Origin of the sequence: Bradyrhizobium sp. USDA 241, assembly GCF_049739505.1 — a bacterium.
GTDB lineage: Bacteria > Pseudomonadota > Alphaproteobacteria > Rhizobiales > Xanthobacteraceae > Bradyrhizobium > Bradyrhizobium liaoningense.
In genome coordinates this window covers 3770165-3790846 of record NZ_JBMGPZ010000005.1, presented here as the reverse complement: position 1 = coordinate 3790846, position 20682 = coordinate 3770165, and the positions used below count along the sequence as shown (strand labels likewise).

Below are 20682 nucleotides of genomic sequence, written 5' to 3'. Positions count from 1 at the left end.
TCAGCGGCGCTGACGGCGATCATCAGGTGGGGGAGTTTCAAGTGACCATACCCGGGGGATTTTGACCGACCCACGGGGGGTGGGCAAAGCGCAGCGTGCCCACGGATAGGTGGTGGGCACGCTGCCGCCTTCGCTCTGCGAGCTACGGGGGACAAGTCGCTTTGCCCCACCCTACGATACCGCCACAGACAAAAACGGCGCCATCGCGAGATGGCGCCGTTTCGAAAGCCGTGATGGCCGAACTTACTTGCGATCGCCGATCGGCACGTAATCGCGCTTGGTGACGCCGGTGTAGAGCTGGCGCGGACGGCCGATCTTCTGCTGCGGATCCTCGATCATCTCGCTCCACTGGCTGATCCAGCCGACGGTGCGGGCAACCGCGAACAGCACGGTGAACATCGAGACCGGGAAGCCCATCGCCTTCAGCGTGATGCCCGAATAGAAGTCGACGTTCGGGTAGAGCTTGCGATCGATGAAGTACTGGTCGCTGAGCGCGATCTTCTCGAGCTCCATTGCCACCTTCAGCATCGGATCGTCGCCATGGCCGGTCTCCTTGAGCACGGCGTGACACATCTTCTGCATGATCTTGGCGCGCGGATCGTAGTTCTTGTAGACGCGGTGACCGAAGCCCATCAGGCGGACCTCGGAGTTCTTGTCCTTCACCTTGGCGATGAACTCGGGGATCTTGTCGACCGTGCCGATCTGATAGAGCATGTTCAGTGCGGCTTCGTTGGCGCCGCCATGCGCCGGGCCCCACAGGCAGGCGATGCCCGCCGCGATGCAGGCGAACGGGTTGGCGCCGGAGGAGCCGGCGATGCGCACCGTGGAGGTCGAGGCGTTCTGCTCGTGGTCGGCGTGCAGGATGAAGATCTTCTCGAGCGCGTCGGCGAGCACGGGGCTCACCTTGTAATCCTCGCAGGGCACCGCGAAGCACATGTTCAGGAAGTTCTCGGCAAAGCCCAGAGAGTTCTTCGGATAGATGAAGGGCTGGCCGACCGTGTACTTGTAGGCCATCGCCGCCAGGGTCGGGATCTTCGCGATCATGCGCATGGAGGCGATCATGCGCTGCTTCGGATCGTTGATGTCCGTGGAGTCGTGATAGAACGCGGCGAGCGCGCCGACGGCCGCAACCATGATCGCCATCGGATGGGCGTCGCGGCGGAAGCCCTGGAAGAAGCGGGCCATCTGCTCGTGCACCATCGTGTGATGGGTCACGCGGTGGTCGAAATCCTTCTTCTGCGAGGCGGTCGGCAGGTTCCCGTAGAGCAGGAGATAGCAGGTCTCCAGGAAGTCACCATGCTCGGCGAGCTGCTCGATCGGGTAGCCGCGGTATTCCAGCACGCCCGCGTCGCCGTCAATATAGGTGATCTTGGACTGGCAGCTCGCGGTCGACGTGAAGCCCGGATCGTAGGTGAACAGGCCGGACTGGCCGTAGAGCTTGCCGATATCGACGACATCGGGCCCGACGCTGCCGCTGAGGATCGGAAGCTCGTAGTTCTTGTTTCCTACCGTCAGCGTGGCGGTCTGGTTGCTTGGTTTTGCGTCCATCGTAGTCCCCGATGTGTGGTGAAACGGGCCGAAGCCGGAGGCCCCTAGGCAGATGAGGGGGCAGGCCGGATGTTCCAGAATGTACGGGGGAGATGGGTATATTATTGCTATGTGCGCTGCAAGATCGCCGCACGCATGGTCGACTTACGTCGTAGACTGGTCCTTGAGCCGGCCCAGGGTTTCCTGGCGCCCCAGAACGTCCAAAACCTCAAATATACCAGGCGATGTCGTCCGTCCGGTGAGCGCCGCCCTCAGCGGCTGGGCAACCGCGCCGAGCTTGAGACTATTTTCCTCGGCAAAGGCGCGCAGCGCGGCTTCGGTGGCGGTGCCGCTCCACGTCTCGACTTTCTCCAGCGCGGAATGAAGCTGGCCGATCAGCCTGCGGTTCTCGGGTGTCAGCAACGCTTGCGCCTTGGGATCGAGCTCCAGTGGCCGGTCGGCGAAGATGAAATGGGCGGCGTCGATTAGCTCGATCAGCGTCTTGGCGCGCTCCTTCAGGGCCGGCATGGCTTTTAGGAGCTGCGCGCGCGTGGTGTCGTTTAACTTGGCCTTAAGCTCGTTGCGTCCGGGCACGTGGTCGAGCACGTCCTCGAACATCTTCACGAGCGATTGATCGTCGGTGTGACGGATGTAGTGACCGTTGAGGTTTTCCAGCTTGGCGAAATCGAAGCGGGCGGCGGCGCGGCCGACGCTGGCGAGGTCGAATGCCGCGATCATCTCCTCGGTCGAGAAAATCTCCTGGTCGCCATGACTCCAGCCGAGCCGGACGAGGTAATTGCGCAGCGCAGCCGGCAGGTATCCCATGGCGCGGTAGGCATCGACGCCGAGCGCGCCGTGGCGCTTGGACAGTTTCGAGCCGTCCGGGCCATGGATCAGCGGGATGTGGGACATGCTGGGCAGCGCCCAGCTCATCGCATCGTAGATCTGCTTCTGGCGCGCGGCGTTGATCAGATGGTCGTCGCCGCGGATCACATGGGTGACGCCCATGTCGTGGTCGTCGACCACCACGGCGAGCATATAGGTCGGGTTGCCGTCGCCTCGGAGCAGGACGAGATCGTCAAGGTTCTCGTTCTGCCAGACCACGCGTCCCTGGACCTGGTCCTCGATCACGGTCTCGCCAGTCTGCGGCGCGCGCAGGCGGATGGTGGGCTTCACGTCTGCGGGGGCCGTCGCGGGATCGCGGTCGCGCCACATGCCGTCATAGAGGCGGGTGCGCCCCTCGGCGCGCGCCTTCTCGCGCATGGCGGCGAGCTCCTCGGCCGTGGCGTAGCAGCGGTAGGCCTTGCCGTCGGCCAGCAGCTGCTCGGCGACCTCGCGGTGGCGGGCGGCGCGGGCGAACTGGTAGATGACCTCGCCGTCCCAGCCGAGCTCCAGCCATTTCAGGCCGTCGAGGATGGCGGCGATGGCGGCCTCGGTGGAGCGCTCCCGGTCGGTGTCCTCGATCCGAAGCAGCATCTTGCCGCCGTGCTTCTTCGCATAAAGCCAGTTGAACAGCGCTGTGCGGGCCCCCCCGATATGAAGGAAGCCGGTCGGCGAGGGAGCGAAGCGGGTGACGACGGAATCGGTCATTCTTGGCAGGGCCTATGCATTGGAGGCGGTGGTGTATAGCAGGACCGGAGCATAACTAAAGCCCGACGGCGGACATGCTAGGCCTTGGCTCAGCCACGCGAATTTGGCAGAAGGGCCGCTGATTTCCCTACAGGATTTTCGTGATGACAGAACCGGTGGCGACTGAGGTTGGGCGCGATTTCATTCGTGACATCATCCAGGCCGACCTCGATCAGGGCAAATACAAGGAGATCGTGACCCGGTTCCCGCCGGAGCCGAACGGCTATTTGCACATCGGCCACGCCAAGTCGATCGCACTCAACTTCGGCATCGCCCAGGAGTTTCCGGGCCGCTGCCATCTGCGCTTCGACGACACCAACCCGGTCAAGGAGGAGCAGGAGTATATCGATTCCATCCAGGCCGACGTGCGCTGGCTCGGCTTCGACTGGGGCAAGAACCTGTTCTTCGCCTCGGATTATTTCGACCGCCTGTACGAATGGGCGGAGCAGCTGATCCGCGACGGGCTCGCCTATGTCGACGACCAGACCCAGGAGGAGATCCGCCTCTCGCGCGGCACGCTGACCGAGCCCGGCAAGAACTCGCCGTTCCGCGACCGCAGCGTGGACGAGAACCTCGACCTGTTCCGCCGCATGAAGGCCGGCGAATTCCCGAACGGCGCGCGCGTGCTGCGGGCCAAGATCGACATGGCCGCGGGCAACATCAACCTGCGCGACCCCGTGCTGTACCGCATCCTGCATGCGCATCATCCGCGCACCGGCACCAAGTGGAGCATCTATCCGAGCTACGATTATGCGCATGGCCAGTCGGATGCGATCGAGGGCATCACGCATTCGATCTGCACGCTGGAGTTCGAGGACCACCGGCCGCTCTACGACTGGTTCATCGAGAAGCTGCCGGTGCCGTCCAAACCGCACCAGTATGAATTCGCGCGGCTGAACCTGACCTACACGCTGCTGTCCAAGCGCGTGCTGACCCAGCTCGTCCGCGACGGCCATGTCGCGGGCTGGGACGATCCGCGCATGCCGACCATGGCGGGCATGCGCCGCCGCGGCGTGCCGCCGGCCGCGCTGCGCGAATTCGTCAAGCGCATCGGGGTCGCCAAGGCCAACAGCGTGGTCGACGTCGGCATGCTGGAGTTCTGCATCCGCGAGGAGCTGAACCGCACGGCGCAGCGCCGCATGGCGGTGCTGAAGCCGCTGAAGGTCGTGATCGAGAACTATCCGGAAGGGCAGACCGAGGAGCTCGAGGCGATCAACCATCCCGACGACGCTAGCGCCGGCACGCGCAAGATCACGTTCGGCCGCGAGCTCTATATCGAGCAGGACGACTTCATGGAGAACCCGCCGAAGAAGTTCTTCCGTCTGTCGCCGGGCACCGAGGTGCGGCTGCGCTATGCCTATTTCGTCAAGTGCACCGGCGTGATCAAGAACGACGCGGGGGAAGTGGTGGAGCTGCGCTGCACCTACGATCCCGCGACCAAGGGCGGCAACGCGCCCGACGGCCGCAAGGTCAAGGCGACCATGCACTGGCTGCCGGCGGCGACCTCGACGCCGGCGGAGATCCGCATCTACAACCAGCTGTTCGCAAATCCGAGCCCTGATGCCTCTAACTTTGCGGCCGATCTCAATCCGAACTCGCTGGAGATCCTGTCCGATGCGCGGGTCGAGGCTTCCGTTGCGGAGAGCAATTCGACCGCGCCGATGCAGTTCGAGCGCCAGGGCTATTTCGTACGTGACAAGGACTCGACCTCCGGCAAACCGGTGTTCTCGCGCACCATCGGCCTGCGCGACACGTTCGCGAAGGAAGTCGCGAAAGGTTGATGCGCAATGAGCAGCGAAGCAGACGCCATCGTTTCCGCCGTCATCGCGAAATGGTGCGCCGGCTTTGCCAAGCTCGACGCCGTGGCGCTGTCGTCGCTCTATGCGAAGGATGCGTTCTTCTTCGGCTCCAACCCCAAACTCTATCGGGGCAGGGACGGCGTCGCCGATTATTTCAACGGGCTGCCGCGGTGGCGCAAGCCGAGCGCGGCCTTTTCCGACGTGCAGGCGGCGAAGACCGGCTCCGATCTGATCAACATGGCTGCGACCATCGCGTTCGATCTCGCCGGCGAGCGGGACGATCTCGTCGTCAAGATGAGCTGGGTCCTCATCCGCGAGGACGGCGACTGGAAGATCGTCAATCATCACGCCTCGTCGCAGGCGCCCCTGATCTGATTGGCCATCTGCGTCAGTTTTGTCATTCCGGGATGGCCCGAAGGGCCAGGCCCGGAATCCATAACCCCAGCTCGTGGTTATGGATTCCGGGCTCGCGCCAAGTGGCGCGCCCCGGAATGACATCCGAACAAGAACCCGAGGTCTCTTGCTGCGTTGAGGTAGATTCCAAACAAGGATCCCGCCATGCAGAACATCGCAGAGCATATGGAAGTCATCGGCGCCGACGGCGTCCATGTCGGCACCGTCGATCGTGTCGAGGGCAACCGCATCAAGCTGACCAAGAAGGACAGCGGCGAGGGCAGCCACAAGGGTCACCATCATTTCATCGACAAGGGCCTCGTTGCCGACGTCGAAGGCAACAAGGTCCGGCTGTCGGCCAAGGCCTCGGTCGCGGTGACGATGGAAGAGGAAAAGTAGCGCCGCGACGCCCGTTCCTGATCTGTACCGCTATTCGGCCGGTCGCACGTTCCGGTAGCCTCCGCACCCGTCGCGTATCGTAAGGTGCAGGGGAATGGCGGAGGCGAACCGGCCAGTGCGCTCCCAGGGAGTTGCGGGGACGTGGCCGGTCGGCCGCGCCGCACCGGCCGGCGGCTTTGCGCCGGCGGGCCTTGGCGTCTGGCCGGCTATCGTCGAAACGCTGCGCGAATGGGCCCGCGCTGAGGCCGGCCCTGGCCGGCTGCTGCCCTGGGTGCCGGTCGCCTTTGGTGGCGGCATCGCGCTGTATTTCGCCGCCGATCATGAGCCGGTGTTGTGGGTCGTTGTGGCGACGGCGGCCGTTCTCGCGCTTGGCGCGGTCCTGCTGCGACGGAGCCGGCTGTTTGCTCCTGTGATCATGCTCGCGGCAGTCGCGGCCGGCTTTGCCATGGCGACCTGGAAGACGGCGCGCATCGCCCACACCGTGCTCGCCAAGCCGCTTTATTCGGTGGCGCTGTCCGGCTTTGTGGAGGCGCGCGACATCCGCGAGCGCACCGATCTCGTGCTGCGCGTCAGCGCGATGGAGGCGCAGCGCAGTGACGTCAAGCTCGACCGCGTGCGTCTTTCGGTGCGCAAGGGGACGGCACCGGAGGTCGGCAGCTTCGTGCAATTGAAGGCGCGGCTGCTGCCGCCGATCTCGCCGGTGCGCCCCGGCAGCTACGATTTCTCGCGCGACATGTTCTTCCAGGGCATCGGCGCCTCCGGCTTCGTGATGGGCGCGATCACGGCCGCGCCGCCGCCGGATGCCGTCGGCTCGCGGCTGCGCTACGCGGCCTTCATGCAAGGCTTGCGCGATGCGATCGATGCCCGCATCCGTGCGACGCTCGAAGGCGATAATCGCGCGATCGCGACCGCGCTGCTGACGGGGCGGCGCGATGCGATCACCGCGCCCGTCAACGACGCGATGTTCGTCTCGGGGCTCGGCCATGTGCTGTCGATCTCCGGCTATCACATGGCGGTCGTCGCCGGCGTCGTGTTCTTCGCGGTTCGCGCGCTGCTGGCGCTGATTCCGGGGCTGGCGGCCGGCTTCGCCATCAAGAAATGGTCGGCGGCCGCTGCGCTTGTTGCGGCTGCGTTCTACCTGCTGCTGTCCGGCGCCGAGGTCGCGACGCAGAGATCATTCTTCATGACGGCGGTGGTTTTGATCGCCGTGATGGTTGATCGCCGCGCCATCACGTTCCGGACGCTGGCGGTGGCCGCGCTGATCGTGCTCGCCGTCGCGCCCGAGGCGCTGGTTCATCCGAGTTTCCAGATGTCCTTTGCGGCAACGCTCGGGCTGGTGGCGCTGGTGCAGATCGGCATGCCGAACCTGCTCGCATCGCCTGATCATTCCGCAACGGCGCGCATCGCGCTGTGGGGCGGCCGCGAGATCGCGATGCTGTTCCTGGCCTCGTTGATCGCGGGGCTTGCGACCACGCCCTATGCCGCCTTCCACTTCCACCGCGTGACGCCGTACGGCGTGCTCGCCAATCTCGGCGCGATGCCGGTGGTCTCGGCGCTGGTGATGCCGGCGGGGCTGTTGGGGCTGCTCGCAGCGCCATTCGGGCTCGACGGCGCGTTCTGGTGGCTGATGGGGATCGGCATCGAGTGGATGGTTGCGGTCTCGCGCTGGGTGGCGGCACTGCCCGGTGCCGTCGGCCGCATTCCCGCGTTCGGGATCGCGCCGCTGATCGCGGCGAGCCTCGGGATCATCGTGATGGGGCGTTGCGCACGCCCCTGCGCTGGTCCGGTGCCCTGGTGCTGCTTGCCGCGATCCTCTGGGCGATGTCGGTGCGGCAGCCCGACATCCTGATTGCCGGGGATGGCGCGAGCGTCGCCGTGCGGGGCCGGGACGGGCGGCTGCATGTGATCCGCGCCAGCAAGGATGGCTTCCTGCTGAGGGAGTGGTTGGCTGCCGATGCCGATCCGCGCGATGCCGGCAGCGCCTCGTTGGCCGACGGTGTCTCGTGTGACGAGTCCGGCTGCGTGACGCCGCTCGCGGACGGACGGCTTGTCGCGTTGGCGTTGCGCAGCGAGGCGCTGGCTGATGATTGCAGCCGCGCTGCGCTGGTGGTGACGGCGCGGCCTACGCCGCCCGATTGCGCGGCGATGGTGGTCGACAGGCCACGGCTCGCCAGTCAGGGCGCGCTGGCTCTGACGCAGAGCGGTGACGGCTTCTCGGTTCGGGCGGTGAGGGCGAGAGGCACAAGCCGCCCCTGGCTGCCGGCCGGCGCCGGCGAGGGGGATTTCGACGGCAGCCTTGCGCCGAAGACGGCCGTGCCCCGCAACCGGGACGCAACGCCATCGGAGACGGACAGACGGACTTGCAGGCGGACGATTGAGGAGCGATGCGGGGGAGGTCGATCGGACCGGATTTCGCAGGACGCAACCCATACCATCTCGCCGGCCTCGGCCGGCGATGGCATTTCATTCCTGGCCCACGACCATCGGCCGGGGGCGACGACGTCAGCCGATCGGCAGACGCGTGATTGTGGACCGCGTGTCGGCGACGATCTGCGGCTTGTGCTCGCGCTCGCCAACCGGCTGGGTCACCGGCAGTTGCAGCACGGTCGCGCGCTGGCCTTCGACGAGCTGTGTCACCAGCACGTATTTGCCGTCGGGAAATTCGATCGCGTCATGATGGCGATCGGGAATGTGCGGGTCGATCTTGCCGAACTTGCCGACGCGGGAGTTCACGGTACGCGTCCAGATCCAGCGATTGTCGTAACGGACGTTGTCGGCGAAAGCGAGCTCCGTTCCCGGCAGCAAGCAGACCGCGACGGAGAGATCGGCTTCGGAGGCGAAGCCGCGCGTCGAGGTGCCACGGAAGGTTGTCGTGACGATCGTCTCGCCGACTTCGGCGGGGCGCGTCGCGACGGCATGCAGGCTGTAGTCACACATCGGGTGCTCCTCATGCGAAGATAGCAACCCGCACCTCTTTTGGAGGCGCAGGCCTCTATCAGGTGGAAGCACGCAACGTTCTGCTTCGTTGTAGGCAAATCTGCGGCTGCGTCCGCAAGCCGCGATCACATTATCTTTCCCGGATTCGATAGGAACAAAGCCGACGCCTGTGAATTCGGAAGGCGCGTGTCAGTGCCTCGCGGGCGCCGACCAGCCTGAGTATTGCCGCTCGCTTGCCGAATGGCGGTGCGATTGTATGGCAGTGGCTTACGTCGCCGATGCTGCGATCGGCGCCGCAACATCGTCCATGATAAGTCTGGCGCATCACGTCCCTTCGCACTCTCAGGCCGCGACGCGATGATGCGTTGTGCGGCGTGTCGAGGATGTGGCGCCGAAAGAGGGGGCCGGACCATCTGAGCAGAACCGGAAAAACCATCCAGCCGGAGCGGATAGCGATCCGCTCCAATAGATATCGAACGACCGCTCAATACTTGCGGTAAAGCCCGATCAGCTTGCCCTGGATCTTCACGCGGTTCGGCGGAAGAATACGGACCTCATAGGCGGCATTGGCGGGCTCGAGCGCGATAGAGGCGCCGCGGCGGCGGAAGCGCTTGAGCGTGGCTTCCTCGTCGTCGATCAGCGCTACCACGATGTCGCCGGTATCGGCGCTCTCGTTGCGCTGGATCAGCGCCATGTCGCCGTCGAGGATGCCGGCCTCGACCATCGAATCGCCGCGCACCTCGAGCGCGTAGTGCTCGCCCGAGCCGAGCATGTCGGGCGGCACGCTGATGGTGTGGCTGCGGGTCTGCAGCGCCTCGATCGGCGTGCCGGCCGCGATGCGGCCCATCACGGGCACCGCGACGGGACGCTCGCCCTCGTCCACAGGCGGGCTGGAGGTCGCGCGCACCTTGCCGAGATTGCCCTCGATGACGCTCGGCGTGAAGCCGCGGCGACTGCCGGCGGCGGCCTGCAGCTCGGGCAGCTTGATCACCTCGATGGCGCGGGCGCGGTTGGGCAGGCGGCGGATGAAGCCGCGCTCCTCGAGCGCAGTGATCAGGCGATGGATGCCTGACTTCGAGCGCAGGTCGAGCGCATCCTTCATCTCGTCGAAGGACGGCGGCACGCCGCTTTCCTTCAGACGTTCGCTGATGAATCGCAGAAGCTCGTATTGTTTGCGCGTCAACATCTCGACCAAAGTCCCCCGGTTGATGTCGTTCGAGTCCGAGACGAGGAAGTCAGCGATAAGCCGCTACATCCTCGAAACAAATCATGAACGGACACTATATGTTCGATATGTGTTCCGCAACTGCTTAATTTACGGTGAACAGAGCCAAGCTCGCGCGATGCGTGTGGCCGTGCAGCTCAGGCGGGCAGGCGCAACACCTCGCAAGGCGTGCCGGCCTCGGCCCTCGGCGCGAACGGTGCGCGCACGAGAAGTACCTGCGCCGCAGCGAGATTCGCAAGCAGAGAGGAGTCCTGATGGCTCACGGGAACGGCGACGAACGCGCCGTCGTCACGCTGTTTCAGGCGCGCACGCAGATAGTCCTCGCGCTGGTCGTTGGCATCGAGATCGCGGCCCAGCACGGCGCGCTCGCGGCGATGATGAATCACTGAACGGCCCGACAGCGCGCGAATCAGCGGCACCATGAACAGGAAGGCGCACACGTAAGACGACACGGGATTGCCGGGCAGGCCGATCACGCGCATTGCGCCGAGTCGTCCGTGCATCATCGGCTTGCCGGGCCGAATCGCGATCTTCCAGAACGACATCGAGATGCCTTCGTCCTTGAGCGCCTGCTGGACCAGATCGTGGTCGCCGACCGAGGCACCACCGGTCGTGATCAGGATGTCGGCGCCGCTCTCCCGGGCGCGACGGATGCCGGCGGAAGTGGCCTCCAGCGTATCGGCGGCAACGCCGAGGTCGATGGTCTCGGCGCCCTCGCTGCGGGCGAGCGCGTGCAGGGCATAGCCATTGGAATAGACGATCTGGCCGTGTCCGGGCGTGGTGCCGGGCATCACCAGCTCGTCGCCGGTGGCGAGGATCGCGACCCTCGGACGGCGGCAGACGGCGAGATGCGGGTGATTCATTCCGGCAGCCAGCGCGAGATCGCGCTCGGTGAGACGAGTTCCTCTGCGTAGGAGCACGTCGCCCTCAGAGAAGTCGACGCCGGCGGGGCGAATGTGCCGACCGGGAATCGCGGCTTCCTTGATCGTGATCTGCTTGCCGTCGGCAACCGTATCCTCCTGGATCACGACCGCGTCGGCGCCATCGGGAACGACGCCGCCGGTGAAGATCCGCACGGCTTCGCCGGGGCCGACCCTTCCCGCGAACGGACGACCCGCCGCGACCTCGCCGACCAGTGCCAACCTGGAATCGACCGTTGCCGCGTCAGCCGCGCGCACGGCATAGCCGTCCATCGCCGACATGGCCTGCGGTGGCTGCGTGCGCCGCGCCGCGACGTCGCGCGCCAGCACGCGATGGTACGCCTCATTGAGGGAGACCATCTCTTCAGCCAGCGGCTCTGCATCCGCCAGCACCGCGGCGAGCGCGTCAGAAACCGGCATCAGGGCCACGGGCGGAAACTCCTGCAAATCGTTGGCGAGAGTTCTAGCCGAGTGCACGCGCGAGGCAAAGCAGCACGCAGAATGATTTATCCGGCGTGATTTCCGTCGTGGAGGAGGGAGCTCAAGTCCGCCGCGGCATGATCTGGAAGGCAAGACCGACCGGCACGAGGACGGCCATGGCGAGCACGAGAAGAACGAGCGCCACGGCCGGCATCGGTCAACTCCCGCTCGGACGGTCCGGGCCGTCGTCCGGTGCCACGTCGGGAGCTTTGGGACCTTGATCCTTGTCGGGCAGCGGATCGGCCAGGGACTTCAGGTCGGCCGCCTTGCTGATCAGCTTGGCGGAAAGGTCAGAATCCGAGGTGGTTCTGGCGAATTCGAGCAGGAGTGAGGCCTGCTTGGTGAGATAGGTTTTGCCCAGCACGTCGATCCGTCCGATGTAGAAATCCCAACGGACTCATGAGTCCGAAGGGTGGTACTCCGTTCCCGGAACTCCGTACAAAAATGCACAAAGGGGTTGGGTTCCTCATCTTCTCTTCCGCAATTTGGCTCCGGGAACCGAGGGCATGACCTGTCGCGGCGACTGCCTGGCATTTAGATGCCAAGTGCCCTCAACGCGTTCCCGACGTCGCCCGGCGACGTCACGTGCACGGCGTTCAAACCGCGCGCCCGCGCGCCCTCGATGTTCTCGGCGAGGTCGTCGAAGAATACGATGCGCTCCGCCGGCACGCCGATCGCGGCGACGACGTGGTCGAACGCCTCCGCGTCCGGTTTGCGCAGGCCGATGCTGGACGACAGATACAGCTCGCGGAAATGGCCGAGCACGCCGGCATATTCCTTCGAGAAATAGTCCACGTGCGGCCGATTGGTGTTGGAGAAGGCGTAGAGCGGCATCTGCTTCGCCGCGCGCGGCAACAGTTCGGCGATGTCGGGCATCTCGCCTGCGAAGATCGCGTTCCAGCCTTCCAGGAACTGCGCGTCCGAGATGCCGATTCCGAGTGACGCACGCAGCGAGGCGAAATAGTCCTCGTCGCTGATCTTGCCCATCTCGTGCAGCCGGTAGGCCTCGTCGCGCACATAGCGCGCGACGATGGCCTCGGGCTGGCAGCCGGCATGTCCCGCCCAGCAGGCGATCGCCTTGGAGAAGTCGATATCGAGCACCACGCGCCCGAGGTCGAACAGAAGCGCATCCGCGCTGCCGGGAGAGAGCGATGTCATTGCGTCCTTTTCACTTCAGTATCGGCAAGTCAGTAGCGATAGGGCTCATGGTCGAACAGCGGGAATGCGCTGAACACGCTGGGCGCGTTGGTGGCGGTCGCCGGATGCAGGCAGGATTTGTCGACCTCGGCGAATGTAGTGGCGCCCAGGAGGCCAAGGCAGCGCAGCACCTCGTCCTCGAGCAGCTCCAGCATCCGTGTGACACCGGCTTCGCCTGCCGCCGCCAGCGCCCAGCACTGCAGCCGGCCGATGCCGACAAGGTCCGCGCCCGCCGCGATCGCCTTGACGATGTCGGTGCCGCGGCCGAAGCCGCCGTCGACCATGATCTTGGCGCGGCCCTTCACGGCATCGACAATCTCGGGCAGCACATGCATGGCGCCGCGGCCGTGGTCGAGCTGGCGGCCGCCATGGTTGGAGACGTAAATCCACTCGACGCCGTGATCGAGCGCGATCAGCGCGTCCTCTGCCGTGGCAATGCCCTTGAGGATCAGCGGTATTTTGAACTTGTCCTTGATCATCTTCACGGTCCGCCACTCCAGGCCCTTCTGGAAATCGCCTCCGGTGGCGCGCAGGCGGCTCTCGCGAACGTAGCGCTTGGCGATGTCGCGTTCACGACGGCTGTAATGGGCGGTGTCGACGGTCAGGCAGAAGGCGGCATAGGCGTTCTTCTCGGCCCGGCTGACGACATCGGCGACGAAGGCATCGTCGCCGCGGACATAAAGCTGATAGAGGCGCAGCGCGTCGGGCGCGGCTTCGGCGGTCTTCTCCAGTCCTGGCTCGGACACCGAGCTCAGCATGTGCGCCGCACCGAAAGTGCCGGCGGCGCGTGCCACGCTTGCCGCGCCATCCGGATCGAAGATCTCGAGGGCGCCGACCGGGGCGAGCACCACCGGCAGGCGCATCCTGCGGCCGAATTGATCGACCCCTCCGTCGACCTTGCGGACATCGCGCAGCACGCGGGGGCGGAAGGCGATCTCGTCCAGCGCCATGCGGTTGCGGCGCATCGTGGTCTCGGTCTCGGCCGCACCGACGATGTAGTCCCAGGCGTTCTGGTTCAGGTTGGCGCGCGCTTTCCGGATGAACTCGTGCAGGTTCTGGAACGTCTCGTTGCTGGCGCCGAGCTCGACGTTCCTTTCCGGCCGGATGCGGGGCGCTTCGTTCATTGTTGTCCTCCCGAGAATTTGAAGTCTTATCGCCATCGCCTATTGCGTCCGGCCCTCGAAAACCATCCTAAAATCGCATAGCTGCGAGGCAGGGGCGGCCCGACCGGTTTCCCGCTTTGCGCGAAGCAGTTTCGGAACGTTGCCAAAAGTTTAGTCCAAGGCGAAGGGATTTCTTCGGTATACCCGCCAGCGTGGCATCCCGGCCTTGAAGAAACCGGAATGGTATTGTGAGAAGTGGGCTGGATCGCCATTTGCATGGCGCTCCCAACCCGAAGAGAACCGCCAAGCAAAAGGCTACGTCATCCATGCGGAAAACCCTGCTGTTCCCCCTCGGCGCGCTCACCGGAGCGTGTCTGACTCTTCTGGTAGCCGGCCCGCACAGCGGAGTATGGGCGGCGCGGGCAGCAGCGACCGCGGACGATGCCTATTCCCAGCTCAATTTATTCGGCGCGGTGTTCGAGCGGGTCAAGGCCAGCTATGTCGAGAAGCCCGATAACGCCAAGCTGATCGAGGGCGCGATCACCGGCATGGTGACCTCGCTCGATCCGCACTCGCGCTACATGAACGCCAAGGCCTGGACCGAGATGCAGGAGACCACCTCCGGCGAGTTCGGCGGGCTCGGCATCGAGGTCACCATGGAGGATGGCCTCGTCAAGGTGGTCTCGCCGATCGACGACACGCCGGCCTCGAAGGCCGGCATCATGTCCGGCGATCTCATCAGCAAGATCGACGGCGAGGCGGTGCAGGGCATGACGCTCGAGCAGGCCGTCAACAAGATGAAGGGCCCGGTCGATACCAAGACCAAGCTCACCATCGTGCGCAAGGGCGCCGACGCGCCGCTCGACGTTTCGATCACGCGCGAAATCATCCATGTGCGCCCGGTGCGCTTCCACGTCGAGAACGGCGACATCGGCTATATCCGCGTCACCTCTTTCAACGAGCAGACCACCGACGGACTGAAGAAGGCGATCGCGTCGATCTCCCGGCAGGTCCCGGCGGAGAAGCTCGCAGGCTACGTGATGGATCTGCGCAACAATCCGGGCGGACTGCTCGATCAGGCCGTGTCGGTGTCGAGCGCCTTCCTGCAGCGGGGCGAGGTCGTCTCGACCCGCGGCCGCAATCCGGAAGAGACTCAGCGTTTCACCGCGCATGGCGGCGATCTCACCAAGGGCAAGCCGCTCGTGGTCCTGATCAACGGCGGATCGGCCTCGGCCTCTGAGATCGTGGCCGGCGCGCTGCACGACCACAAGCGCGCGACGCTGATCGGCACGCGCTCGTTCGGCAAGGGCTCGGTGCAGACCATCATTCCGCTCGGCTCCGGCAACGGCGCGCTGGCGCTGACCACGGCGCGCTACTACACGCCGTCGGGCCGCTCGATCCAGGCCCAGGGCATCGCGCCCGACATCGAGATCCTGCAGGACGTGCCGCCCGAGCTGAAGGGCCGGATGGACACCATGGCGGAATCCCAGATGCGCGGCCATCTGCAAGCCGCCGACGGCACCGAGCAGACCGGATCGCAGTCCTATGTCCCGCCGGAAGAGAAGGACGACAAGGCGCTGCATGCTGCCTATGACTTCCTCCACGGCGTGACCGCGAATGCCGTCGCTTCGAAGCCCGCGTCGAAGGCTGCGGTTCCGAACTAGATCTGACGACCTCCAGATACGGATCGCCCGGGAGTGGATGACCACTTCCGGGCGAATTCGTTTGCGGTGCTGTCTCGGTGGTCCCTAGCCCGGATAGCTTCATCGGCTACATTTGGGCCTAACCGGCCTCGCGGCGGCGGCCCTCACTGCCTTCGCGCCGGGCAAGCCGGCTGCGATGCAGCGCGAACAGCTCCAGCATCTTGTCGGCCGGCTTGGCGGCGCTGAACAGATAACCCTGCATCTCGGAGCAGCCGAGCGTCCGAAGCAGACGCCGCTGCTCCTCGGTCTCGACGCCCTCGGCCGTGGTGGTCATGCGGCGGGAGGTCGCCAGGTTGACGACGGCCTGAACGATGCTGGCGGAGCCGTCGGGGCGCGCGATGTCGTCGACGAAGCAGCGGTCGATCTTGATCTTGTCGAAGGGGAAACGGTGCAGATAGCTCAGGGATGAGTAGCCGGTGCCGAAATCGTCGAGCGCGATGCGGACGCCGATGGCACGGAGCTGGTGCAGGATCGCGAGCGCGGCGTCGTCGTCGCGGATCAGGACTGCTTCGGTGATTTCGAGCTCGAGCCGGCTCGCCGGCAGGTTCGACGCAGCGAGCGCCGCCATGATCTTCAGCGCCAGCGTGCCGCTCTTGAACTGCACCGGCGAGACGTTGACGGCGAGGCGGATGTCGTCGGGCCAGGTGGCCGCGTCCCGGCAGGCGGTCGCCAGCACCCATTCGCCGATCTCGTTGATCAGGCCGGTGTCCTCGGCGATCGGGATGAATTCAGCCGGCGAGACCATGCCGCGCTCGGGATGACGCCAGCGCACCAATGCCTCGCAGCCGGTGATGCGGTCATCCTTCAGGCCGAGGCAGGGCTGGTAATGAACCTCGAGCCCGCCTTCGAACCCCCCTTGGGCGATGGCGTGGCGCAGGTCGCTCTCGAGCTGGCGGCGCTCGCGGACCCTGGCGTCCATGTCCGGCTCGAAGAAGCGGTAGGTGCGGCGTCCGGCGGACTTCGCCGCGTACATCGCCATGTCCGCATTCTTGAGGATCTGGTCCAGCACCGTTCCGTGTTCCGGCGCAAGCGCAATGCCGATGCTGGCATCGGTGGTGAGATGATGGCCCATGCAGTCGAACGGCGTGCGGATGGCTTCGAAGACCCGCGCGACGAGCTCGTCGACCTGGTCCGGCGACGTCACCGCGCTCTGCACGATGGCGAATTCGTCGCCACCGAGTCGCGTCACGAAGTCCGCCGGGCCTGTACAGCGCTGGAGGTTCGCGGCTACAGATTTCAACAGCTCGTCGCCGACGAGATGGCCGAGCGCGTCGTTGACGCCCTTGAACTCGTCGATGTCGATGTAATGCACCGCGATCTGTTCGCCGTCGCGGACCGCGGCCAGCGTTTCGCGCAGATGCTCGTGGAACATGGTGCGGTTGGGCAGGTCCGTCAGCGCGTCGTAATGGGCGAGGTGGGTGATGCGCTCCTCGATGCGACGGCGCTCCGTGATGTCCTCATGGGTCGCGACCCAGCCGCCATCCGCAAGCGGTTCGTTGAGGATGTGGATCGAGCGGCCGTCGGAAGTATCGACCACCATGGAATTGCGGATATGGATGTCCTTCAGCACGAGCGCGACATAAGCGTCGACGTCGCCGGTGAACGAGCCGGTTGCCCTGCGATGGGCGATGATGTCGTGGAAGCTGGAACCGGGCTTCACGATCTCGGCCGACAATCCGTACATCTCGATGTAGCGCTGGTTGCAGACCACGAGTCGCTGCTCGGCGTCGAACAGCAGGAGGCCCTGCGTCATGTTGTTGACGGCGCGGTCGAGCCGCTGCTTCTCCAGAGTCAGCCGTTCGCGCGAAAGGCGGTGCTGCTCCAGCAGCTTGCGCACGATCGCAATCAGCACGCCTGCGATGGCGAGGGCGGAAGAGGCGGCGACCGAGATCAGGATGCCGATCTGCTCGCGCCAGTCAGCCAGGGCCGCCGCCCGCGTCGTGCTGGCCATCATCAGGATCGGGAAGTGCGGCAGGGCACGCGCAGAGATCAGCCGGTCCTCGCCGTCGACGGGGCTCGTGAAACGTCCGGCGAAGTGATCGAGGCCGAAAATCCTCTGATGGGCGAACGAACCGGTCTTGAAATTACGTCCCATCAATTCGCTGGAATGGGGATAGCGGGCGAGCAGCGTGCCGTCGCGATGCAGCATCGAGATCGTCGCGCCGTCGCCGAGCACGACGGAGGCGAAGAATTTTTCAAAGTTGGCTGGTTCGATCCCGCGTCCGACGACGCCGAGGAACTCGCCGCTTGGCCCGACGATCTTCCGGGCCACCAGGATGGTCCATGCGCCCGAGACGCGGCTATGCAGCGGCTCGATCAGGACATCAGGCGAAAAGGGATCGTATTTGAACGTGCGGAAGTAGGCGCGATCGGCCACATTCACCTTGGGAGCTGGCCATGCCGTCGACGAATTGATCAGATTGCCTTCGGCATCGGTGACGTTGACGCCGCCGATGTAGGGCAGCGCCTCGATCTTCGACCGCAGCATCCGGTGGACGTCCTCGCCCGAAAGGCGCTTGCGATAGTCTTCCCCGGTCGTGATTCCGCTCGAGCGGACGTGGTCGACGAAATCCTTCTGGATGACCGCGAAATCCTGCAACTGCTGATCGAAATGATGCGCGAGCAGCAGCACGGTGTTTTCCAGTTCGCGGCCGGAGTTGCGCAGCGCCCGCTCGCGGAAATTCTGCGCCATCAGGACAGAGCCGATGGCGATGGCCGCGATCAGCAGCGTGCCGCCCACCACCAGCCAGCGGATCGGTCCGCCGCGCACGAAGGCTTGGTCAAAGAGGCGACTGCCGAATTTCGTCATCATGCAGGATCATTGCCGGGCACACCTCAGGATCAGTTCTTGGCCCTGGAAACATCCGTTGGTTTACGGGAACGGTGTGGAGGCAAAGTTAGCAAGCGCGGTTAACGCAACATGAAAGGCCGCGCTCAAAAGCAAGCGATGTGCCCCGCGCGAGAGGCGGTTCGCCGAAGCAAGCGGTTTCAGGCGCGGTAGTGGCCGGATTTGCCGCCGAGCTTCTCGACCAGGTGGATGTCTTCGATGCGCACGCCGCGCTCGACCGCCTTGATCATGTCGTAGATGGTGAGGCAGGCGACCGAGACGGCCGTGAGGGCCTCCATCTCGACGCCGGTCGGGCCCGTCACCTTCACGCTGGCCCGAACGAGGCAGCCCGGCAATGTCACGTCAGGCTCGATATCGACCGTCACTTTCGACAGCGCGAGCGGATGGCAGAGCGGGATCAGCTCCGATGTGCGCTTGGCGGCCATGATGCCGGCGATGCGCGCGGTGCCGAGCACGTCGCCTTTCTTGGCGTTGCCCGACACGATCAGGTCCAGCGTCGCCCTGGTCATGACGACGCGGCCTTCCGCGACAGCAAGCCGCTCGGTCGCGGGCTTGTCCGAGACGTCGACCATCCGCGCCTCGCCGGAGGCGCCGATATGGGTGAGGGCAGGGCCGGCCTTGGATTTGGCCGGCTTCGTCTTGGCTGGCTTCGACTTGGCTGGCTTCGTCTTGGCTGGCTTGCGCGCCATATCAGCGCGTGCCCGTCGTGTTGCGCGCGAGCAGCGCGCGCGTCGCCGCAGCGACGTCGGCCTGCCGCATCAGGCTTTCACCGACGAGGAACGTCGCTATGCCGACGCGCTCGAGCCGGGCGAGATCTTCTGGCGTGAAGATACCGCTCTCGCCGACCATCAGCCGGTCCCGAGGGATCAACGGCGCCAGTGTCTCGCTGGTCGCAAGCGTGGTCTCAAATGTGCGCAGGTTGCGGTTGTTGACGCCGATCATCGGCGACCGCAGCTTCAGCGCCCGCTCGAGCTCGGCGCGGTCATGGATCTCGATCAGGACATCCATGCCATAGGCGACGGCGGCGTCTTCGATATCCCTCGCGGCGGCATCATCGAGCGCCGCCATGATGATCAGGATGCAGTCGGCGCCGTGCGCGCGCGCCTCGACGACCTGATAGGTGTCGAACATGAAATCCTTGCGCAGCACCGGCAGCGACGTTGCCGCGCGCGCCGCCACCAGGAAGTCGAGATGGCCCTGGAACGAGGGCGTATCCGTCAGCACCGACAGACAGGCCGCGCCGCCCGCCTCATAGGCTCTTGCGAGTGCCGGCGGGTCGAAATCGGCGCGGATGAGACCCTTGGAGGGCGAGGCCTTCTTGATCTCGGCGATCAGCGCGTAGTCGCCGTTGGCAACCTTGCTCTTGATCGCGCGGAGGAAACCACGCGGCGCGGATGCGGCCTTGGCTTGCGCCTCCACGGCGGAGAGCGGACGCGTCCGCTTCGCTGCCGCGATCTCCTCGCGCTTATAGGTCTCGATCTTGGTCAGGATGTCGGGCATGCGCGGTTCAGCTGTTGGAGACTGCGACCAAGTGCTTCAGCTTCGCGTTGGCCGCGCCGCTGTCGATTGAGCGGGCGCCGATCGCGACGCCCTCCTTGAGGTCCTTGGCGCGGCCGGCCACGACCAGCGCGGCGGCGGCGTTGATCAGCGCGACGTCACGATAGGGGCTCGGCTTGCCGTCGAGCACGCTTTGCAGCGCGATCGCATTGGCATCGGCGTCACCGCCCCTGAGCGCGCCGGCCTCGCAACGCGACAGTCCGGCCTCCTCGGGCGTCACCTCGAAATTCCGGATCTCGCCATTGTGGAGCGCGGAGACGAAGGTCGGGCCGGTGAGGGTGATCTCGTCGAGGCCGTCGGAGCCGTGCACGACCCAGGCGGATTCCGAGCCGAGGTTCTTCAGAACCTGCGCCAGCGGCTGCACCCATTGCCTGGAGAACACGCCGACCATCTGCCGCTTCACGCCGGCCGGATTGGACAGGGGGCCGAGCAGGTTGAAGATCGTGCGCGTGGCAAGCTCGACCCGGGTCGGGCCGACGTTCTTCATCGCGGGGTGGTGGGCGGGAGCGAACATGAAGCCGATGCCGCATTCGCGCACGCAGCGTCCGACCTGCTCCGGCTTCAGGTCGATCTTCACCCCGAGCGAGGCCAGCACGTCGGCGGCGCCCGAGCGCGACGACAGCGCGCGGTTGCCGTGCTTGGCGACCGGCACGCCGGCGCCCGAGACGATGAAGGAGGCGCAGGTCGAGACGTTGACCGAGCCGGAGCCGTCGCCGCCGGTGCCGACGATGTCGACGGCTTCGGGCGGCGCCGCCACGGTCAGCATCTTGGAGCGCATCGCGGAAACGGCCCCCGTGATCTCATCCACGGTCTCACCGCGCACGCGCAGTGCCATCAACAGGCCGCCCATCTGCGACGGCGTGGCCTCGCCCGACATCATGGCGTCGAAGGCGGAAGCGGCTTCGTCACGCGACAGGCTGGCGCCGGTCGCCACTTTTCCAATGATCGATTTCAGGTCGTCCATC

General features: G+C 65.4%; 16 protein-coding genes and 1 pseudogene. 5 read left to right on the top strand and 12 right to left on the bottom strand.

The features are described from left to right. Positions 1-243 precede the first annotated feature (243 nt). Positions 244-1548 carry a citrate synthase gene (gene gltA / locus ABIF91_RS40210; protein ID WP_028177626.1) on the bottom strand — a complete coding sequence of 435 codons (1305 nt, stop codon included), beginning with the start codon at positions 1546-1548 and terminating at the stop codon, positions 244-246. 144 nt (positions 1549-1692) lie between these two features. Then, a complete protein-coding gene (gltX, locus tag ABIF91_RS40205) occupies positions 1693-3117 on the bottom strand; it encodes a glutamate--tRNA ligase (RefSeq protein WP_028177625.1) in 1425 nt (474 codons plus the stop codon). 143 nt (positions 3118-3260) lie between these two features. On the opposite strand from gltX, the gene ABIF91_RS40200 reads away from it, so the two are divergent. From ABIF91_RS40200 to ABIF91_RS40185, 4 genes and pseudogenes are all read left to right on the top strand, one after another. Further along, on the top strand, positions 3261-4937 hold the full coding sequence (locus ABIF91_RS40200; protein ID WP_028177624.1) for a glutamine--tRNA ligase/YqeY domain fusion protein: 1677 nt from the start codon (positions 3261-3263) through the stop codon (positions 4935-4937). Positions 4938-4943: 6 nt separating this feature from the next. After that, positions 4944-5330: a YybH family protein gene (locus tag ABIF91_RS40195; protein ID WP_028177623.1), complete on the top strand. Its 387-nt coding sequence runs from the start codon at positions 4944-4946 to the stop codon at positions 5328-5330. 183 nt (positions 5331-5513) lie between these two features. Beyond that, positions 5514-5747, top strand: a complete 234-nt coding sequence (locus ABIF91_RS40190) for a DUF2171 domain-containing protein (protein WP_024341296.1) — start codon at positions 5514-5516, stop codon at positions 5745-5747. Positions 5748-5841: 94 nt separating this feature from the next. Continuing rightward, positions 5842-8099 (top strand): annotated as a pseudogene (locus ABIF91_RS40185) (ComEC/Rec2 family competence protein); the annotation flags it as partial. A 150-nt stretch (positions 8100-8249) separates the two neighbouring features. Here the strand turns inward: ABIF91_RS40185 and ABIF91_RS40180 are convergent. From ABIF91_RS40180 to ABIF91_RS40155, 6 genes are all read right to left on the bottom strand, one after another. Then, a complete protein-coding gene (locus tag ABIF91_RS40180; protein ID WP_027574385.1) occupies positions 8250-8684 on the bottom strand; it encodes a hypothetical protein in 435 nt (144 codons plus the stop codon). 484 nt (positions 8685-9168) lie between these two features. Beyond that, positions 9169-9870 carry a transcriptional repressor LexA gene (gene lexA / locus ABIF91_RS40175; RefSeq protein WP_028177622.1) on the bottom strand — a complete coding sequence of 234 codons (702 nt, stop codon included), beginning with the start codon at positions 9868-9870 and terminating at the stop codon, positions 9169-9171. Between the two features lie 176 nt (positions 9871-10046). Continuing rightward, positions 10047-11258, bottom strand: coding sequence for a gephyrin-like molybdotransferase Glp (gene glp / locus ABIF91_RS40170; RefSeq protein WP_028177621.1), 1212 nt, complete (start codon positions 11256-11258; stop codon positions 10047-10049). Positions 11259-11466: 208 nt separating this feature from the next. Then, positions 11467-11673, bottom strand: a complete 207-nt coding sequence (locus tag ABIF91_RS40165) for a hypothetical protein (protein WP_035671950.1) — start codon at positions 11671-11673, stop codon at positions 11467-11469. A 170-nt stretch (positions 11674-11843) separates the two neighbouring features. Continuing rightward, positions 11844-12467, bottom strand: coding sequence for an HAD family hydrolase (locus ABIF91_RS40160; protein ID WP_028177619.1), 624 nt, complete (start codon positions 12465-12467; stop codon positions 11844-11846). A gap of 29 nt (positions 12468-12496) precedes the next feature. Continuing rightward, positions 12497-13630 carry an alpha-hydroxy acid oxidase gene (locus ABIF91_RS40155; protein WP_028177618.1) on the bottom strand — a complete coding sequence of 378 codons (1134 nt, stop codon included), beginning with the start codon at positions 13628-13630 and terminating at the stop codon, positions 12497-12499. A 305-nt stretch (positions 13631-13935) separates the two neighbouring features. Here ABIF91_RS40155 and ABIF91_RS40150 point away from each other — a divergent pair, with 305 nt between their 5' ends. After that, positions 13936-15273: a S41 family peptidase gene (locus ABIF91_RS40150; RefSeq protein ID WP_035671956.1), complete on the top strand. Its 1338-nt coding sequence runs from the start codon at positions 13936-13938 to the stop codon at positions 15271-15273. Positions 15274-15391: 118 nt separating this feature from the next. On the opposite strand, the gene ABIF91_RS40145 is transcribed toward ABIF91_RS40150, so the two are convergent. The 4 genes from ABIF91_RS40145 to trpD all read right to left on the bottom strand — a co-directional run bounded on the left by ABIF91_RS40145 (position 15392) and on the right by trpD (position 20681). After that, positions 15392-18124, bottom strand: a complete 2733-nt coding sequence (locus ABIF91_RS40145) for a bifunctional diguanylate cyclase/phosphodiesterase (protein WP_028177616.1) — start codon at positions 18122-18124, stop codon at positions 15392-15394. Positions 18125-18300: 176 nt separating this feature from the next. Then, entirely contained in the window at positions 18301-18849 is a 549-nt protein-coding gene (gene moaC, locus ABIF91_RS40140) for a cyclic pyranopterin monophosphate synthase MoaC (protein ID WP_028177615.1), read from the bottom strand. A gap of 1 nt (position 18850) precedes the next feature. Continuing rightward, positions 18851-19660, bottom strand: a complete 810-nt coding sequence (gene trpC / locus ABIF91_RS40135) for an indole-3-glycerol phosphate synthase TrpC (protein ID WP_028177614.1) — start codon at positions 19658-19660, stop codon at positions 18851-18853. Between the two features lie 7 nt (positions 19661-19667). Then, entirely contained in the window at positions 19668-20681 is a 1014-nt protein-coding gene (gene trpD, locus ABIF91_RS40130) for an anthranilate phosphoribosyltransferase (protein WP_028177613.1), read from the bottom strand. Between the last annotated feature and the right edge of the window lies 1 nt (position 20682).

Coding starts and splice junctions, on each gene's coding strand:
- lexA (WP_028177622.1), bottom strand. CDS start 9,870: ATGTTGACGCGCAAACAATACGAGCTTCTGCGATTCATCAGCGAACGT.
- gltX (WP_028177625.1), bottom strand. CDS start 3,117: ATGACCGATTCCGTCGTCACCCGCTTCGCTCCCTCGCCGACCGGCTTC.
- ABIF91_RS40155 (WP_028177618.1), bottom strand. CDS start 13,630: ATGAACGAAGCGCCCCGCATCCGGCCGGAAAGGAACGTCGAGCTCGGC.
- ABIF91_RS40180 (WP_027574385.1), bottom strand. CDS start 8,684: ATGTGTGACTACAGCCTGCATGCCGTCGCGACGCGCCCCGCCGAAGTC.
- ABIF91_RS40195 (WP_028177623.1), top strand. CDS start 4,944: ATGAGCAGCGAAGCAGACGCCATCGTTTCCGCCGTCATCGCGAAATGG.
- trpD (WP_028177613.1), bottom strand. CDS start 20,681: ATGGACGACCTGAAATCGATCATTGGAAAAGTGGCGACCGGCGCCAGC.
- ABIF91_RS40200 (WP_028177624.1), top strand. CDS start 3,261: ATGACAGAACCGGTGGCGACTGAGGTTGGGCGCGATTTCATTCGTGAC.
- ABIF91_RS40190 (WP_024341296.1), top strand. CDS start 5,514: ATGCAGAACATCGCAGAGCATATGGAAGTCATCGGCGCCGACGGCGTC.
- moaC (WP_028177615.1), bottom strand. CDS start 18,849: ATGGCGCGCAAGCCAGCCAAGACGAAGCCAGCCAAGTCGAAGCCAGCC.
- ABIF91_RS40150 (WP_035671956.1), top strand. CDS start 13,936: ATGCGGAAAACCCTGCTGTTCCCCCTCGGCGCGCTCACCGGAGCGTGT.
- trpC (WP_028177614.1), bottom strand. CDS start 19,660: ATGCCCGACATCCTGACCAAGATCGAGACCTATAAGCGCGAGGAGATC.
- ABIF91_RS40145 (WP_028177616.1), bottom strand. CDS start 18,124: ATGATGACGAAATTCGGCAGTCGCCTCTTTGACCAAGCCTTCGTGCGC.
- ABIF91_RS40160 (WP_028177619.1), bottom strand. CDS start 12,467: ATGACATCGCTCTCTCCCGGCAGCGCGGATGCGCTTCTGTTCGACCTC.
- gltA (WP_028177626.1), bottom strand. CDS start 1,548: ATGGACGCAAAACCAAGCAACCAGACCGCCACGCTGACGGTAGGAAAC.